Origin of the sequence: Psychrobacter sp. NPDC078631 (genome assembly GCF_050268165.1) — a bacterium.
Taxonomy (GTDB): Bacteria; Pseudomonadota; Gammaproteobacteria; order Pseudomonadales; family Moraxellaceae; genus Psychrobacter.
The window spans coordinates 1,280,027-1,298,191 of sequence record NZ_JBNNGG010000001.1 but is presented as its reverse complement, the minus strand read 5'-3'; the positions used below and the strand labels follow the sequence as shown (position 1 = coordinate 1,298,191).

At 44.2% G+C, this 18,165-nt stretch carries 13 protein-coding genes; 2 read left to right on the top strand and 11 right to left on the bottom strand.

Translation table 11 applies throughout. The features are described 5' to 3' along the window. Positions 1-48: 48 nt before the first annotated feature. The 3 genes from ACQKCP_RS05135 to ACQKCP_RS05125 all read right to left on the bottom strand — a co-directional run bounded on the left by ACQKCP_RS05135 (position 49) and on the right by ACQKCP_RS05125 (position 4,462). Complete coding sequence (locus ACQKCP_RS05135; RefSeq protein WP_427611537.1) at positions 49-1,542, bottom strand: Na+/H+ antiporter NhaC family protein; 1,494 nt, start codon at positions 1,540-1,542, stop codon at positions 49-51. Positions 1,543-1,740: 198 nt separating this feature from the next. Beyond that, entirely contained in the window at positions 1,741-3,117 is a 1,377-nt protein-coding gene (locus ACQKCP_RS05130; RefSeq protein WP_427611536.1) for an NAD(P)/FAD-dependent oxidoreductase, read from the bottom strand. A 1-nt stretch (position 3,118) separates the two neighbouring features. Further along, the gene (locus ACQKCP_RS05125) at positions 3,119-4,462 is read right to left on the bottom strand and encodes a glutamine synthetase family protein (protein ID WP_427611535.1); all 1,344 of its coding nucleotides are present in this window, start codon (positions 4,460-4,462) and stop codon (positions 3,119-3,121) included. A gap of 466 nt (positions 4,463-4,928) precedes the next feature. Here ACQKCP_RS05125 and ACQKCP_RS05120 point away from each other — a divergent pair, with 466 nt between their 5' ends. Together ACQKCP_RS05120 and ACQKCP_RS05115 are read left to right on the top strand one after the other, a co-directional pair. Beyond that, positions 4,929-5,669, top strand: coding sequence for a gamma-glutamyl-gamma-aminobutyrate hydrolase family protein (locus ACQKCP_RS05120; protein WP_427611534.1), 741 nt, complete (start codon positions 4,929-4,931; stop codon positions 5,667-5,669). Further along, positions 5,644-6,378: a cupin domain-containing protein gene (locus ACQKCP_RS05115; RefSeq protein WP_290177656.1), complete on the top strand. Its 735-nt coding sequence runs from the start codon at positions 5,644-5,646 to the stop codon at positions 6,376-6,378. The genes ACQKCP_RS05120 and ACQKCP_RS05115 overlap by 26 nt, the downstream gene beginning before the upstream one ends. A gap of 131 nt (positions 6,379-6,509) precedes the next feature. On the opposite strand, the gene ACQKCP_RS05110 is transcribed toward ACQKCP_RS05115, so the two are convergent. The 8 genes from ACQKCP_RS05110 to carA form a co-directional block, all read right to left on the bottom strand. Further along, positions 6,510-7,832 carry a glycosyltransferase family 4 protein gene (locus ACQKCP_RS05110; RefSeq protein ID WP_102093790.1) on the bottom strand — a complete coding sequence of 441 codons (1,323 nt, stop codon included), beginning with the start codon at positions 7,830-7,832 and terminating at the stop codon, positions 6,510-6,512. Positions 7,833-7,982: 150 nt separating this feature from the next. Next, a complete protein-coding gene (locus ACQKCP_RS05105; RefSeq protein WP_427611533.1) occupies positions 7,983-8,855 on the bottom strand; it encodes a TIGR03915 family putative DNA repair protein in 873 nt (290 codons plus the stop codon). Between the two features lie 76 nt (positions 8,856-8,931). Continuing rightward, positions 8,932-10,200 carry a putative DNA modification/repair radical SAM protein gene (locus tag ACQKCP_RS05100; RefSeq protein ID WP_427611532.1) on the bottom strand — a complete coding sequence of 423 codons (1,269 nt, stop codon included), beginning with the start codon at positions 10,198-10,200 and terminating at the stop codon, positions 8,932-8,934. A gap of 140 nt (positions 10,201-10,340) precedes the next feature. Then, positions 10,341-10,916, bottom strand: a complete 576-nt coding sequence (locus ACQKCP_RS05095; protein WP_427611531.1) for a hypothetical protein — start codon at positions 10,914-10,916, stop codon at positions 10,341-10,343. A 202-nt stretch (positions 10,917-11,118) separates the two neighbouring features. Beyond that, positions 11,119-12,012 carry a hypothetical protein gene (locus ACQKCP_RS05090; protein ID WP_427611530.1) on the bottom strand — a complete coding sequence of 298 codons (894 nt, stop codon included), beginning with the start codon at positions 12,010-12,012 and terminating at the stop codon, positions 11,119-11,121. A 484-nt stretch (positions 12,013-12,496) separates the two neighbouring features. Continuing rightward, entirely contained in the window at positions 12,497-12,973 is a 477-nt protein-coding gene (gene greA / locus ACQKCP_RS05085; RefSeq protein WP_057760725.1) for a transcription elongation factor GreA, read from the bottom strand. 330 nt (positions 12,974-13,303) lie between these two features. Beyond that, on the bottom strand, positions 13,304-16,567 hold the full coding sequence (carB, locus tag ACQKCP_RS05080) for a carbamoyl-phosphate synthase large subunit (protein ID WP_427611529.1): 3,264 nt from the start codon (positions 16,565-16,567) through the stop codon (positions 13,304-13,306). Between the two features lie 153 nt (positions 16,568-16,720). Next, positions 16,721-17,962: a glutamine-hydrolyzing carbamoyl-phosphate synthase small subunit gene (carA, locus tag ACQKCP_RS05075; RefSeq protein WP_427611528.1), complete on the bottom strand. Its 1,242-nt coding sequence runs from the start codon at positions 17,960-17,962 to the stop codon at positions 16,721-16,723. Positions 17,963-18,165: the final 203 nt, after the last annotated feature.

Genomic DNA, 18,165 nt, shown 5'->3' with positions numbered 1-18,165 from the left:
AGTGTATAGCGACAATAGTTAAGCTTATATTGGTCAAGTTTTATCGGCTTAAGCCATCATATAGCCCAATCCTAAGAAGGTCACGACGGACAGTCCTGCACCTAACATTGCATACGGGAACTGGGTAAAGGCATGCTGCATGGGTGAGCAGCCAGCACCTTGCGCGGCAAGTAATGATGAATCACTAAAGAAACACGCATGACTACCGAATGATGAGGCTGATAACAAGGCGCCAATCATAAGGGGTGTGCTCACGCCAAGGGCGAGCGATATTGGGAACACGATAGGCATCGCCAACACGTACAGACCCCAGCTTGATGAAGTTGCAAAGGTCAAGAAGGCCATGACCGCAAAGATAACCGCAGGGAAGATAATAATGGTCATATAAGGCGTGATAGCCTCAATCACATACATGGTCATACCAAGCTCATCATTGATGGCTTTTAAGAAAAAACCACCAATAACAGTTGAGAGGGGATAGAGCATGACTTTAAAGCCTTTAAAGATGGCTTCAACTTGTGTCTCAAAGCTTAAGATACCTTGCATCCAATAGACAACGACAGTCACAAAACAGGTCAATAGTGCCCCGCGTAACAGATCGATTTCAAAGTAAACGGTTGAGACAATCAATAGAATCATTGGAAAAGCAAAGTTAGCGATATTGGCTTTGAATGACAGTTTGCGCTTGGCTTTGACGTTTGAAATTAGTTGCTCTTCGACAAATGCTTCAGGAACAGGTTTACCAGCTTTGGCGCGTTTCTCTGCTTTTTTCATCGGTCCCCAATCGCCCAATATGCCATAAGCAACCAAGAATACAATAAGTAAGGCAAACCAAGCATAGGCCATATAAGGAATAGCGCTGATATAAAGTCCAATGCCTTCGCCATCTGCTGCTACGCCGTTTTCTTCTAGTAGACCTGCAAAGTAAACGGCCCACGTAGAGATAGGCACGATAATACACATAGGAGCGGCGGTCGAATCGACGATATAGGCGAGCTTTTCACGAGAAACGTTATAGACGTCAGTCAGTTTTTTAACAGAGGTAGATACGGCCAAGCAGTTCAAGTAATCATCGATAAAGACCACAACGCCCAAAGCAAAGGTGGCCAACAATGACTGACGACGCGACTTGATGATTTTTTGTAGCCATTCACTAAAACCATCTAGGCAGCCACTGATTTCAAGAAGCTGGATTAACCCGCCCATCAGACCACAGACGAGGACAATCCAGATAATGGTCTCGTTACCCAAGACCATCGACATATTGTCTGCAAACGGGGAAACCAAATCAAAGGGGTTGAGCATCACAAGGCCAGCGACGCAGCCTGCAATCATAGATTCAAACGGTCGCCTAGAGACAATGGCGGTGACTAATACTAATAATGTGGGTAATAAAGATAAAGCACCCCAAGATTCATCTGGACCACGGCTCATGGATAGCCAAGCAAAGGCCAGATAGATGACGACGGCTACTATTACGGTGAGAAAGACTCGCTTGTTATGATAGTGCCCTTCGACAGCATCATTGAGTTTCATGTTCATACTTGCGCTCCCTGTATAACCTCATTTTTTGAAACAAACTCTATTCAGTGGTTGATGCTCGACAGACAGTAGCGAATCAACTTTCTATCGAGCTTCCTATCACAGCAATCCATTACTGTGATAGGTCAAGGCAACAGTAGTTTTTATGATAAAAACGTCGTCTATATCGACCGCTTTTATTCACGGTTGGTCATGTATTTACAAGCCGGTGGTGTCTTTTAGTGCATACCACCATGAGCCCATGACAGAGTAAGGCACGCGTAGAGCCCTGCCACCTGGGAACGGAATCCAAGGAATCTGTGCAAAGGTGTCAAACTCTTTGGTTTTGCCATTGATGGCATCAGCCAAGATTTGCCCGAACAGATGAGAGCCTGTTACGCCGTGTCCACTATAGCCGTGGGCGAAATATACGCGCTCATGTAGTTTGCCCATTTGCGGTACACGAGAGAAGGACAAGGCAAAATTACCACTCCACGCGTAGTCGATTTTCACATCGCGCAGCTCTGGGAAGATCTTATTCATATTGGGTCTGATTTTGGCCGTGATATCAGCAGGATCTTGACCGCCATACACCGTACCGCCGCCAAACAACATGCGTTTATCTGCTGAGAGGCGATAGTAGTCAAGAATGTAGCGCACATCTTCGACACAGACATCAGTAGGGAGCAGTTGATCGGCCAAATCGCCCAGTGGCTCGGTCGCGATGATCTGCGTCGATACTGGCATCACGCGATCGGTCAGCTTAGGAATGACTTTATTGAGATAAGCGTTACCGCATAGAACGGCTTGCTTACAGGTCACTGTGCCAAACTCAGTAATGACTTTGATAGAGTCGTCAGCGTACTCAATATCTACGACTAAGGTGTTTTCATAAATCGTGCCACCATTTTTTTCGATAGCTGCCGCTTCACCCAATGCAAGGTTCAATGGATGGAAGTGTCCACCTGAATGGTCGATGACACCGCCCACATAAGCATCTGATTTGATATGTTCTTGAATGCCGTTTTTGTCTAGCATTTCTCGGTCGTGCATACCGTGGCTTTCCCACAGTGCATGCGTCTCTTGCAAATCTTTTAGCTGTCCGTTATTCAATGCTGCAAAGATGTTTTTTTCTTTCAGATCGCAGCTGATATCGTAGTCACTGACAAAGCGGCGAATGATTTTGCCACCGCGAGTCACGAGTTGACCGACGAAATCTGCGCTTTGCTGACCATAAGATTTTTTGATTTTTTGCAGGCTGGCATTTAGACCATTGACGATTTGACCGCCGTTACGACCTGATGCGCCCCAACCAATCTGTGCGCCTTCAAGCACGACGACCTCATGATCTGTTTCGATAAGATGTAGGGCAGTTGATAAGCCGCTATAACCACCACCGACCACGCAGATTTCTACTTGAATATCGTTTTTAAGCGTTGGTCTGTCAGGCTTAGGGTTGCGACTGGCTGCATAATAGCTATCAGGGTATTGACCCTTATCCGAGTAATGCGGGATATTGCGCGTGTTGTTAGAAGGTGGGTTTTGGTTCGTTGCCATATTGCTACTTTGGTTGCTATTTGGGCTGCTATTTGACATATCAAACATCCTGTAAATAGGTGAGGTATTCAAGGTTGGTCACTTGCTGAGCAAAACGTTTGGCCTCTTGCTTTTTAACCGCAATCAATAGCTCAATCATTTCGCTTGGGAATAGTGAGTCAACCACATCGCTGCTCTCAAATTGACGAATGGCTGAGAGCCAGTCCAACGGTAAGGTTTTTAGTTCTGCTGCATCATAAGTAATGCTGTTAATCGGCTCAGGTGCTTCAAGCTTGTTTTCGATACCATACAGCATACCTGCCAGTACTGCGCTACAAACTAGATAAGGATTGGCATCTGCACCAGATACACGGTGCTCGATACGGCGTGCTTTTGTGTCACCGCCAGGGATACGTACAGCTGCGGTGCGGTTCTCATAACCCCATGACACGTTGTTGGGGGCCAATGTACCGGGGGTAAAGCGGCGGTAAGAGTTGACATGTGGTGCAAATAATAAGGTGCAATCTGACATGGTCTTTAGTAGGCCAGCAACGGCATGACGCAACATATCTGAGCCTTCATCTGACCCATCATCGAATACGTTATTGCCATCTTTATCTAATAAGCTGCAATGCACGTGAAAGCCATTGCCAGACTGTAAGCCAAAAGGTTTTGCCATAAAGGTGGCGGTAAGCTTACGACGAGCTGCCACGGCCTTAACCACTTGTTTAAACAAAATCGCGTCGTCAGCAGCTTTTAATGGGTCGTCGACGTGTAATAAATTGATTTCAAACTGACCACAACCATTTTCCGCCAGTGCTGCATCAACAGGAATATTGAGCTTTTCACACTGCTCGTAGACTTCATCTAAAAATTCATCGAATTGTAATAGGTCATTGATACTCAAGATGGATGTTTTATTCAGTCTTAGGCCGCTCTTGGGGCGAATAGGCGGCTTGGGTGTCTCTCCCTCAGTATAGTCCACCAAATAAAACTCTAGTTCGGTTGCCATCACTGGCGTCAGTCCCAGTGCTTTGAACTTTTTACTGATGTAGTCCAAAACGTGGCGGGCATCACCGTAGTAAGGCTCATTGTCTTCGGTATATAGCCAAATCGGTAGTAGCGATGAAGGGGCACTGGTATTGAGAAGCGGATAAGCAGCACGACCAGTTGGACGGGCAATGGCATCGATATCACCATTGCACTGCGAAGACTCGATGACATCAGCGCCCCATATATCGACACCTAAGATTGACAGAGGTAATCGGATTGCACCGTTTTCTGCTTTTTCCATTTGATCAAAAGGGATGCGCTTACCACGAAGTAAGCCATTGATATCTCCTGCGGCAACATAGACGTACTCTGTGCTGTTTGCAGATCTGACCATTCCATTGGTTGTCATCATGTCTGTTCTTCCTATGAATTTGTAGAATTACTGGGTTTGTTACTGCTACTACGTTTTGGCTGGGGTGTCTAAATTCTCTGCTAGTGGCATTTATAACGAACACTTAATAAATAAGTATTTGATAAATGACGGGTTGAATCTGAGGTGTTTGTACTACTGCTAAATTTTTTATCAATGATATTAGTGACTTATAGACTGTGCTCTTAGGCATTTTTATTTAGGCTAAAAGTTAAATTATGTTGGTTATCATTGCTGCTGACTTTTAATATATGGATGAAAACTATAATTGTCAATTTTTATTTAAAATTATCTTAAAATAACTCAAATGCGAGGTTTTAGTACAAATACCGACATTAATGAAGTTTATAGTTTACATTTTACGAGGCGTTGTGTTAAATTTTAGCTAAATAAGGGATTAGACAACATAGACAGCTTAGGTCTGGTTGTTATAACGAGGGAAAATGAGATGAAAAATTCCAGACCTATTATTGCTATTGTGTCTTGTCATAAGATGGTTGACGGACAGCCAGCACAGGCGGTATATCAAAAATACATCGATGCAGTAAATTTTTATGGTGGGAATCCTATACTGCTGCCAAACACAGCTGCTGACAGCGAAAACTTCGATGCGCTGCTCGAAATAGCAGATGGAATCTTATTGACCGGTAGTTATAGCAATGTCGCCCCAACTCGTTATGGCGCGACACATACCGAAGCCAAACAAGATCTAGGCCGTGATGAGCTGAGCTTCAAATTATTGGCTTATGCAGACGAAAAAAGCATTCCGCTGTTTGCAGTTTGCCGAGGCTTGCAAGAGATGAATGTTCATTTTGGTGGCACGCTATATCCTGACTGGCGTGATATTGATGGGTTTTATGAGCAACATTTAGAAGACAATACCCAGCCGCTTGAGGTGCAGTATCAGCCCATACATGACGTCATCATTCAATCTCAAGGAAGGCTGGCAGCATTTGGTGAAAAGTGGCACGTCAACTCATTGCACAAGCAAGCCATCAATAAGGTAGGCGAGCGTTTATTCGTCGAAGCGTTAGCGCCTGATGGTCTGGTAGAGGCTATCAGCTTGTTACAACATCCATTTATGATTGGTGTACAATGGCATCCTGAGTTAAATTATGCGCAAGATAGCTTGTCCAAATTTCTATTCACGGAATTTATTCACCATGCCAGAGAACCACAAACCGAATAGCACGACTAAAAGTAAGGCAGAAACTGCTGTCACTGATAGTGATAACATTGAAAACGATGTTGATAGTGTCGATGACAAAGATGTAGCTGATGTTGATATTGAAATAGATGATATCGATGATGATGAACTGAATGATTCTGAGGCAGATGAATCGTTGAAGGAAGACATTGGCAAAAAGATTAATCAGCTGCGTCTAGCAAAAGGTTATTCGCAACGTAAATTGGCAAAACTGTCAGGGTTGACGAACACGTCTATCAGCTCAATTGAGCGCAATAAGGTCAGTCCAGCGGTCAATACGTTAAAGGCGATTTTGACAGTATTGGGTTCTGATCTGACTACGTTCTTTAGTGACGAGTGGAAAGAGCCAAAGGCTAGAGTGATTGTAACGCCAAAGGATCTACTAGAGCTTAATGAACCCAATAGCAAAGTGTCGCTAAAGCAGGTCTATAACTGCAGCAGGACAAGAAACTTAGGGTTCTTGATAGAGACCTATCAGCCAAATAGCTCAACAGAAGAAAAAATCGCTCACGAAGGTGAGGAGATTGGTACGGTCATCGAGGGTAAGATTATTATCCGTATCGAAGACAGTACCTATTTGTTAAATCAAGGTGATAGCTATGTGATTGATACCATTCAGCCGCATACTTTTATTAATCCTACCGATAGCGTTACCCGTATCGTAAGCGCCCATACACCGACGACTTATTAAACCTAAGCTAAATCTCGTTGGTTTTGATATTGACCAGTGATGATTGAACAAAAAAGGCTACTTCCATTTTAGGAGTAGCCTTTTTTTGATTAAAAAATTACGTAACGAATAAAACGCTTAGCTTATGGTTGTTAATTGTCTTCAGTTGTTTCTGTCGTATCGACATTATCCGTTGCCTTCGATTTTTCTTTGGTTAGCTTTATTTTTGGATTTTTAGCAACAGGTTCGATATTTTTTACAGCGACATTTAGGGCAGGTTTAGATGCTTTTTTCAGACTGCGTTTGATGCGTCGAACTGCGATAGCATCTGCTTCGGCTTGTTCTTCGGCAAGCGCCGCATCATGTAAGCTTTGATAGACTTCAAGCGTCTTTTCAATCATCTCACGCATGGTAAATTTGTTGGTCATTTCAGGACGCGTCACGCTCTCTAGCTGATTCCTAACGGCTTTACAAAGCGCATTGGCATTGTATTTTTTAACCAGTCCTTGCGGGTAGAGCGGTTGTAAAATCTCGCTAAAGGCGGCTTGATCCCAGCCAATGACTGGCGTACCTAGATGTATGGCTTGTAGGGCATTGATACCGATTGACTCGGGCTCATTGGCAAGTGCCATGACAATATTGGCCGCCGATAGCCATTCTCGCATATCATTACGCTTGCTGCCCACATAGGTAATGCGTTCAGCTAAACCTAAGCTATTAGTACGTTGGCGAAAATCTTCATGAGCGACATCGCCGTCTTTATAGTCTTCATCCATAATAATGACGTGAATATTAGGGAACTGCTCTTGCAGGTTACCCAAGATATCGATGAGCCACTCTTGACCGTACTCATTACCGATGACGGTTGGGAATACGAGCCATTTTTTGTGCTCAAGCTCAGGGTATTCAGCAAAGGTATGACGTAACCAATAAACCGAAGGATTATGACGATAAGGGTAGCGCCGAGTGTCGATACCGCGATAGATACGCGTGATGACCTTAGGATCTACGTCTTCGATGCGCAGTCCTTTTTTTAAGTATTGCGTGACACTATCAGATACGGTGATTATCGTATCAACATTGAGTAGGGCTTGAGAGTACTTATTGATTGGATAAAAACCATACATGGTCGAGACCAGTTTGGGAAAACGTCTGACGCGTGCGCGGCGCAGTGCCAAATGCAATATCCATGCAGGGGTACGCGAATGTACATGAATGACATCGGGCTCGTACTTTTCTATCAAATGCCGCAGTGCAGAGACTTGCAATAGCGATAGCCAGGACTTTTTATTCACATGTAGCTGATGGTATATATTGCCATCGCGTTTGAGACGTCTGACCAAGTCATTGTCTTCATCGGCACTAGAGACAATGATAGAGGTATGCTCATTTTTGACCAATGCTCGCCCAAGATGAAAAATGCCGCGCTCGGATTCATCATGCTTTAGAGACGACAGTAAGCGCATAACTTTCATAATAGCGTTGGTCACCGGTTAGTAATATCAATTTGCTATTGTCAGTTAAAAGCGATTAAAACTCAACCATCAAGATAAAAAGATGAGGTCAGATAGGTGGTTTTTAGACTATACAAGCGTAAGACATGGATTAATAAACATAAAAAGCCGTTAGCGTCGTTTCTGTAAATGCTCAGCATTGGGCAGCACTTGTTTTTCACTCAAGTATTTCCAGTAGCGCTGCGGGAGATATTGTTTATGCAGCTTAGGATTTTTGCGCTCTTTAATATTGACGTTGGTAAAGTAGCCTTGCCAAAATTTTTGATAGCGCTGCTCATCAGGACTGTGGATGCTAGCAGGATTGCGTAGTACCGCATCATCGAGGTCGGTGATGGTTTGCAGCTTTGCTGGACGTGATGGCGTACTATTACTTTTATCATAATAGATGCCATAGCCCCGAGTCAGATCATAGATTGCCCAGTGCTGATCCTGATAGCGCTGACGAAAGTGCTCCCCAATCAATGGCAGTACATTAAAATCAGGCTCTACACGTGCAAAATAAATATCATCAGTCGTATGCTCAAAACGTACAAACGCTTCCATACGGTGTTTTTCACGGCCGACCGATTTGACCGTTTGCACCAGCTCAAGCACGTCCAAATTACCCAAATCCTGCATGATCTGACGACTAGGGTAGTCGATAGCGTATTTGACTACGCGAAACAACGTCGTACCGATATTATCCTTCTCTGATAAAAATCCCCACAAGACATTTCGCATGCCTGAGCGACCCAGTAAGGTATTTAATTTGACCAACACGCGCTCGGCTTTATCTTCATCGGTTACCACGCTAGTCGCCTGAGCGATGAGTGATGGCACATAGCAGTCTTGAGCAGTTAGCTTTAGCGCTACATCGTTTTGTAGACGATTGGTATAGACATAAAACACAGCACTTAGCCAACCTTCAAAGCTAGGCTCATACAGTACAATGCTAGGCGTCAATTGACCGACAGCGTAAGAGTCATTTTGCATAAGTGCTGACATGTTTTATCCTAAATTTCTATCATAAATACAGTAGACAGATGGCCACTTTCTCTAGCACCCACTATCTAGAGCCATTCTAAAATAAAGCCAACTGCCCAGTACGCTGATCGTTAAACTTGGTCTGTGTTTGAGCCAATACATACTGACGGAAATTATCCCGCGTTAAATGAGCAAGGTGTTCGTTTTTACCAGTAGTCGCGATAAAGTATTTAGCACGGTTGACCGCAGCGCCCATCTTTTTTAGATGGTATAGCGTTAATTGATTGAACTTACGTGCTTTGACGATTTTTTTAGCAGTTTTTGTACCGATACCTGGGATACGCACAATCATCTCATAAGTCGCTGTCTGGATATTGACTGGGAAATGCTCGCGATGGCGTATTGCCCAAGCAAGCTTTGGGTCGCAGTCTAAATCTAAAAATGGAGATTCTGGCTCCACAATCTCATGCGCACCAAAACCATAAAAGCGCATTAACCAATCTGCCTGATACAGACGATTCTCTCGTACCATCGGTACAGGCGTTCCAATCGCAGGCAAACGATTGTCAGAGAGCATAGGTACATAACCTGAGTAATAGACCCGCTTGAGATCATACGTTTTGTAGAAGTGACTCGATAGCTGAATTATCTGTAGGTCAGTCTCGTTACTTGCACCAACGATCATTTGGCTGGTCTGACCTGCTGGCGTGAACTTAGGCGCTTTTTTATGGGTTTTACGACTCTCACGAATAGTAATGATTTCTTCTTTTACCGTTTCCATGGGTGCTTTTAGTTGATCATGTGATTTCTCTGGCGCAAGCAAAGCCAACCCCGATTTGGTCGGAATCTCGATATTGACGCTCAAACGATCCGCATATAACCCTGCTTCTAGCAGCAGTTCTTTTGACGCACCTGGAATGGTCTTTAGGTGGATGTAACCATTGAAGCGCTCACGCGTACGCAAGAGTTTGGCGACTTCGACCAGTCGCTCCATTGTATAGTCGCCACTTTTAAAGATACCAGAGCTGAGAAATAGCCCTTCGATATAGTTACGGCGGTAAAACTGCATGGTTAAGTCGACCACCTCTTCCACACTAAACGCGGCGCGCGGGGTGTCATTGCTTTTACGTGAGGTGCAATAAGCGCAGTCGTAAATGCAGTGATTGGTCAAAAGAATCTTTAACAGACTGACGCAGCGACCATCTTCGGTATAGCTGTGACAGATCCCCGTTGCTGAGGCATCGCCTAGTCCGCCGCCTTGGTTCTTACGAGTACCAGCGGAGGATGAGCAAGAGACATCATACTTGGCAGCATCGGCCAAGATATTGAGTTTGCCCTGTAATCTTTCATAATTGATGTTTGCCATAAGTCGCGTTTTACCAATTAATTGATGAAAGACTATTTTACCAAAATTATCGCTAAGTCATTGTATTTATAGGTGAAGTTAGAATGATATGCGACAACGGTTGTCGTCACGAAAATATGGATTTTGGATATAATTTGAGTTTATATAAATATTTTTTCAGCTAACAATCCAATGACTAAACCGCCAACGATACCTACAATACCGAGTAGTAGGAGAGGAATGGCTAGTATCGTGAGTATCTGTGCTTGGCTTTTTTGAACCTCAATAGAGTATTGGCTTAAATCAATATCTGTCAACGGCAGGGTACCTCCTATCATTGCTTGAAATCTTGAGGTACTTGATCCTGGTACTAGCTTTAATTCGTAGTGACCAGCTTCCGCACTAAAAGTAAAAAGCTCCATTCTTCCAGTATCAAAATTGTTTGAGCGCGGAGACAGTGTTGAGCGATTAAGCTTGATTTCTTTATCAGTAGCGGTATTGATGATATGTGGTTTAAAATAAGTCAGCGGCGTTTTTTTGAAAAGAGGGCCCTTGTGCCAGATTGCATAAACGCCTGATTTTGAGACAGTGAAACTACCTGCATTATCGTTATATGGTAGCGTCAATAATCTGACGCCATTAAATGCATTGCTAAACAATTTTATCGCTTTAAAGACAATAAATATGCCGATAAGAACAAGGATGAATAGAAGTATTCTAATGGATAGGATGCTCATTATTCATCTTTCTTAGTGATATAGAGCTTAATAATAACGTGTTACAGCCAATACAAGTATAAGGCTCATTTTTCGGATGAATAAACGTTTATTTATATCACAATAAGTTGGCTATTTTCCAAAATAAAGGTCTTGTAGACTAGATGACTAGTCCACAAGACCTTTTATAAAATTTAGAATTTATTAAGTTCTATTACTGTATTTACTGAACCTTCGCACGTATGACGACGGTTTTGGCCGCATTGGCATCAAAGTTCACCAAGTTCCATTTTAGACCAGAGTAGTTTTCTTGGACAACTACCGTATTACCAACTTGCTGAATGGTTTGATAGCTGTCTCCGCCAGTGGTAGCAAGCGTCGGTAGAGGACTATTCAACGAGACTAACTGGACGCCACTTGGCAATGAGATCATTGCGTTGATGTCATTAATCGGCTGTGCTGTAGTGTTGGTATAAGTGGTGTGATACTCGATCACATCGCCAGGGGCAATATGATTGGCAGGAACGGCAACTTCACGTCCATCAGCATTTTTTAAAATTTTCATCACTTTAGTATTGGCATTGACCACGCCAGGCGTGCTAAAAGTCGGGGTCAGTTGCAACGTATCTAAAGTTGTCGTCGTTGTCGTTACTTGATTGGTCACTGGCTGCTGCATAATCACTGGCGGGATGACGTTGGTTGTGACAGGTAGCACTTGCGTCACGCTGCTGGCAGGCGTGGTAATCACATCTACTTTAGTGACTTTATTGGTAATAGAGTTAGTCACCGGTACGCTAGTAACGGTCGTCGTACCTTGGACAACAGGAGACTGACGCACGACATAGCGTGGCACAGTGGTCACCTGAGTTACCGAGTACGGCATACCATCTTGCATAGTGATACCGTTTGACGTCGCCGTAATAGTAGCAGTTTTACCATCAGAGTATTGCTCGACCACCGTGGTGCTACCGCTCGCAGAGGAGCTAATAGCAATCTCAGGGGCAGCATTGGCCGATGATGCGGCCAACATGATACCTGCTAGCATTGCAGACATAGCTGCATTTTTTGCCATAGTCGTTGTAGCAGTTGATGCTTGAAAACCTTTGTTCGTAATCATAAAAGACTCCTCAAAAATAATAGTAAGTAATACAACAATAGATAATGCTTAGATAAACAAAACCCCCGCTAAATGACACCGAAAAATATGCCAAATAACGAGGGTAGTAGTGCTGATATTAGCCTATGCGTGCGATTAGACCATCATTATTTTTAGTAAAAGCGCAGCAGTGCTAACTTGTATAAAAGCTATTCAATCTTAACTATTTCTTATTGAATAAACTTAATATTGAAGCTATTGTGCACTCAAACTCAAATAATTATGCGCCAAAACAAATCATGGATAAAAGCAGCATTGTGTAACCGAAACGATATAAATGCTATCTATGTGTAGTACAGCTTTCATCTATGAAATTGAACGGCTAAGTAGTCAGTCGCAATCATTGTCATAGAAGCTACTATCTAAAAGTCATTTCTCAAACTGTCTATCTTTGAGAACATCAAATTTATAGATTAGAACGCAGTGTAGCTATTAAGTGTCGCTATTAGTCGTATATAACTTTCATGACTTCATATTCAACCACGCCTTTTGGCGTTTCGATGCGTACTTCGTCACCTTCGAATTTACCAATCAAACCACGAGCGATTGGTGAGTTGACTGAGATTTTGCCAGCTTTAAAGTCAGCTTCATCGTCGCCAACGATTTTGTACTGTTTTTCTTCTTCGGTGTCCATGTTTTCGATCACGACGCTAACACCAAATACAATACGGCCTTCTTTTGGCAGTGTCGAAGGATCGATGACTTGAGCGCCACCAAGTTTGGCTTCGATGTCACGAATACGTGCTTCACAAAAACCTTGTTGCTCGCGGGCAGCATGGTATTCAGCATTTTCTTTCAAATCGCCGTGTTCGCGTGCTTCAGCAATCGATGCTGTGATGCGTGGACGGTCGACACTTTTTAGCTGTTTTAATTCGGCTTCTAGAGCCGCGTGTCCTTGCGGAGTCATTGGGTAACGTTGCATGTTTTTTCCTTAAACCAATAACACCACACCACCTCATAATGAGATGGTGTCAGTGTTGTTGCAATGGATATAAAATATAAAAGAGTGATAATTAAGACGATGTAATGAATAAGTTGGCTATCATTTATGAGTGTATCTCACCTCAATTCAAGCATAGGCGCACTTAAGCTTACGTAATAAAAAGCATAGTCGCAATTTAGCCACTATGCTTTTTAGGTCTATCACGGTAAAGGTATCGTTCCTCAAGCATGGTTGGCTATATTTAAAGCAAACAACGATACTTGAGTGAGCTTTTAGGCAAGCCTAACGGTTATGCTTAATCTACTGAAATTATTCAGCCACGTCAATAGACTTTGCTTGCTCATGCAAATCTTGTAACTTATAGACATCAAACGGTAAGTCAATCGCGTAAGATTTGCAGACGGCATCAGCGGCACCTAACGTGGTGACGTAGAATACTTTTCCTTGTAGCGCACTGCGGCGAATAGAGAACGAATCCTCTTGTGCTTGCTTACCTTCAGTCGTATTGATGATAAGGTCGATTTTGCCATTTTTCAAGGCATCAACGATATGCGGACGACCCTCAGTAACCTTATTGATTTGTTGACTTTCGATACCAGCGTCGCTCAGTACTTTTTGCGTGCCAGTGGTCGAGACAATCTTAAAGCCAAAGTCTGCAAGTTGACGAGCAATCGGAGCGATTTGGGCTTTGTCGCTGTCACGAACTGAGATAAAGACGGTTTTTGTCTCGCCTTCAGTCGGTAGACCTGGCAGACGCTCATTACTACCGATAATGGCCTTGTAGAATGCTTCGCCAAAGGTTTTGCCCACGCCCATAACTTCGCCCGTTGATTTCATCTCAGGGCTCAAGATTGGGTCAACACCTGGGAACTTAGCAAATGGGAATACCGCTTCTTTGACCGCATAGAATGCTGGGACAATCTCAGTGGTAAAGCCTTGGTCTTTAAGCGAAGTACCAGCCATACAGCGAGCAGCAACCTGTGCTAACGAAGTACCGATACACTTAGAGACGAACGGTACTGTACGTGCAGCACGTGGGTTCACTTCTAGGATGTATACCGTTTCGCCTTTTACCGCGAACTGTACGTTCATTAGACCGATAACGCCTAGCTCTTTTGCCATAGCGACCGTTTGTGCGCGCATCACGTCACATAGCTCTTTAGACAGTGAGTATGGTGGTAGTGAGCATGCTGAGTCACCTGAGTGAACGCCAGCCTGTTCGATATGCTGCATGATACCGCCGATGACGACATCAGTACCATCACATACACAGTCTACGTCGACTTCGATAGCATCGTCTAAGAAACGATCTAGTAGGACAGGTGCTTCGTTCGATGCTTGTACCGCAGTACGTAGGTAATGTCTTAGCTCGTCTTCGTTGTAGACGATTTCCATCGCGCGGCCACCTAATACATAAGATGGACGTACAACCAATGGATAGCCTACGTCTTTTGCTTTAACCAAGCCATCTTCCAAGCTGGTTGCTAGTGCGTTTGATGGCTGTACTAGGTTTAGCTGCTGAATCATATGCTGGAAGCGCTCACGATCTTCGGCACGGTCGATTGCATCTGGGCTAGTACCGATGATTTTAACGCCTGCTGACTCTAGTGCACGAGCAAGTTTCAATGGTGTTTGACCACCGAACTGGACAATCACGCCATCAGGATTTTCTATACGAACGATCTCTAGCACGTCCTCTAATGTGATTGGCTCGAAGTATAGACGGTCAGAAGTGTCATAATCGGTTGAAACCGTTTCAGGGTTACAGTTGACCATAATGGTCTCGTAACCATCTTCACGCATGGCAAGCGCTGCATGTACACAGCAGTAATCAAACTCAATACCTTGGCCGATACGGTTAGGGCCGCCACCGATAACCATGATTTTCTTTTTGTCTGTTGGGTTGGCTTCACATTCGCTATCGTAGGTTGAGTACATATAAGCCGTACTAGTAGCAAACTCTGCGGCACAGGTATCGACACGCTTATAGACTGGATAGACGTTTAGATCCCAACGCTTTTTGCGTAGTTGCTTTTGTGAGATTCCAAGCAATTTAGCCAAACGTAGATCTGACAAACCTTTACGTTTAAAGCTACGTAGGTTTTTCTCGTTTAATCCGCCAAAACCAAGTGATTTTACGGTAGCTTCTGTTTTGACGATGTCTTCTATCTGTACCAAGAACCATGGGTCAATCTTGGTAAAGTTAAACACTTCATCGACACTCATACCGACGCGGAATGCATCAGCAACGTAGTAGATACGCTCAGGTGTTGGAATGGTTAGGCGGTTGATAATTTCGCTACGTGCTTTTTCGGCGCTTACTTTTGATAAGTCAATTTGCTCGTCAAAGCCATCCGCACCTGTTTCCATGCCGCGTAAGGCTTTTTGCATAGACTCTTGGAAGTTACGACCAATTGCCATCACTTCACCGACAGATTTCATCTGAGTCGATAGGATGTTGTCTGCTTGTGGGAATTTTTCGAAGTTGAAACGAGGTATCTTAGTCACGACATAATCAAGCGCAGGCTCAAAGCTGGCTGGCGTTTTGCCACCAGTGATGTCGTTTTGCAATTCGTCTAGCGTATAACCAATGGCCAGTTTCGCTGCGATTTTGGCAATCGGGAAGCCAGTGGCTTTTGAGGCTAGGGCAGACGAGCGAGATACGCGTGGGTTCATCTCGATGACGACCATACGACCGGTATCAGGGTTAATGCCGAACTGGACGTTTGAACCGCCCGTTTCTACACCGATCTCACGTAGTACTGCTAATGACGCATTACGCATGATTTGGTATTCTTTGTCGGTCAAGGTCTGTGCTGGTGCGACGGTGATTGAGTCACCGGTATGCACGCCCATTGGGTCAAAGTTTTCGATGGCACAGATGATGATGCAGTTGTCGTTTTTGTCACGAACCACTTCCATCTCGTATTCTTTCCAACCAATCAATGACTCATCGATAAGCAATTGATGGTTTGGAGACAAGTCAAAACCGCGCTCGCAGATTTCAATGAACTCATCGCGGTTATAAGCGATACCACCGCCTGAACCGCCCATCGTGAATGATGGACGAATGATACATGGATAGCCCATTTTTTCTTGAGTAGCAAAGGCCTCTTCCATGGTTTCAGCCGTTTCAGCGCGAGGGCACTCAAGGCCAATACGCTTCATGGCTTTATCAAACAAGTTGCGGTCTTCTGCCATCTCGATTGAGTCTTTGGTCGCGCCAATCAACTCACAGTTATACCTGGTCAATACGCCGTGCTTGTCCAGCTCTAGCGCACAGTTTAGTGCTGTCTGTCCGCCCATTGTTGGCAAGATTGCATCTGGACGTTCTTTGGCAATAATTTGCTCAACGGTTTGCCAAGTAATCGGCTCGATATAGGTCGCGTCAGCCATGACAGGGTCAGTCATGATGGTCGCAGGGTTTGAGTTGACCAAGATGACGCGGTAGCCTTCTTCTTTTAGTGCTTTACACGCCTGTGCGCCTGAATAATCAAACTCACATGCTTGGCCGATGACGATAGGGCCTGCGCCAATGATAAGAATGCTTTTTATGTCGGTACGTTTTGGCATAGTTAGAGCTACCTTCGTTTGGGTGATAATTTGAGTAATCTTTATTTTTAGTAACGCTCAAGGCGTTTTATGCTTGCAATGCTTTATTTAGTGCCGCTTGAACTGCTATGGACAATTCAAGCGTTTACTTATTATGTAGTTATAATCAACCGTTTACGCTTGGGCAGTTTTAGACGCTTCCATCATATTCGCAAACTTATCAAACAATGGCGCGCAGTCATGTGGACCAGGGCTGGCTTCTGGATGACCTTGGAAGCTAAATACAGGCTTATCGGTCAGCTCGATACCTTGGTTAGTACCATCAAACAATGAGCGATGGGTAGATTTAACGTTGTCAGGTAGCGTGTCTTCATCAACCGCAAAACCATGGTTCTGACTGGTGATCATAACCGTGCCAGTCGCTAAGTCTTGTACTGGATGGTTGGCACCATGATGGCCCGTTTTCATTTTGATAGTATTTGCACCGCTAGCCAAACCAATTAACTGATGGCCTAAGCAGATGCCAAACGTTGGGACGTCAGTTTGTTCAATGATGTGACGTACCGCATCGATAGCATAATCACAAGCTGCAGGATCGCCAGGGCCGTTTGATAAGAAGATGCCATCTGGGTTCATTGCTAGCACGTCTGCGATAGGGGTCTGTGCTGGTACAACCGTCACGTGACAACCGCGGTCGACGAGCATGCGCAGGATGTTGGTTTTGCTACCGAAGTCATAAGCGACGACGTTGTATTTAGAATCGATATGAGTGCCGAGTTGTTTAAAGAAGCCGCCAGTACCGCTATCATGACTACCAGGGATATCACGGTTGAGTAAGGTGTCTGATAAATCCCAGGTACCCGCTGTCCATTCGAAGTTCTCTTTAGTACAGCATTCTTTTGCCAAGTCCATGCCCTTTAGACCTGCAAAACCTTTTGCTAACTCAATCGCTTTTTGCTCATCGTCGCTGCTGATCGTCTCGCCGTTTGAGGCAGTCATGATACAGCCGTTCTGTGCACCTTTATCACGTAATAGACGTGTTAGCTGACGCGTATCAATTTCAGCGATAGCGACGGTTTCGTTGCGCTGTAAATAGTCGCTGAGTGACTCTGAGTTACGGAAGTTAGAAGTTGCCATGGTGGCATCACGGATGATAAGACCATCTGCCCATACTTTGTGGCCATTGCCAGATTCTGTGTCCTCGCTATTGGTGCCTGTATTACCGATATGAGGGTAAGTCAAAGTCACCAGCTGGCGGGCATAACTTGGATCGGTTAGGATTTCTTGATACCCTGTCATGGCTGTGTTAAATACCACTTCACCAATACGATGACCTAGGCTGCCGATACTGACACCGCGAAAGATTGTACCGTCTGCTAGTGCCAAAATTGCTTGTATTTCTGCCGATGAATTCAAGGATTGCCTCCGCTGTTATTGGTGAGTGCCATCATGTTTTGTTGGTCTAAAATTGCTCCGTATCCTTTTATTTACGGCATTTGACTGTTGTCATATAAAAGTAAAAAAAGGGCGATACACAAAAATTTTCCACAAAAAAGCGAGAAGACATTATTGATGAAAACTACAAAACCCACTAGATAGTGAATAGGTAACTTGCATCA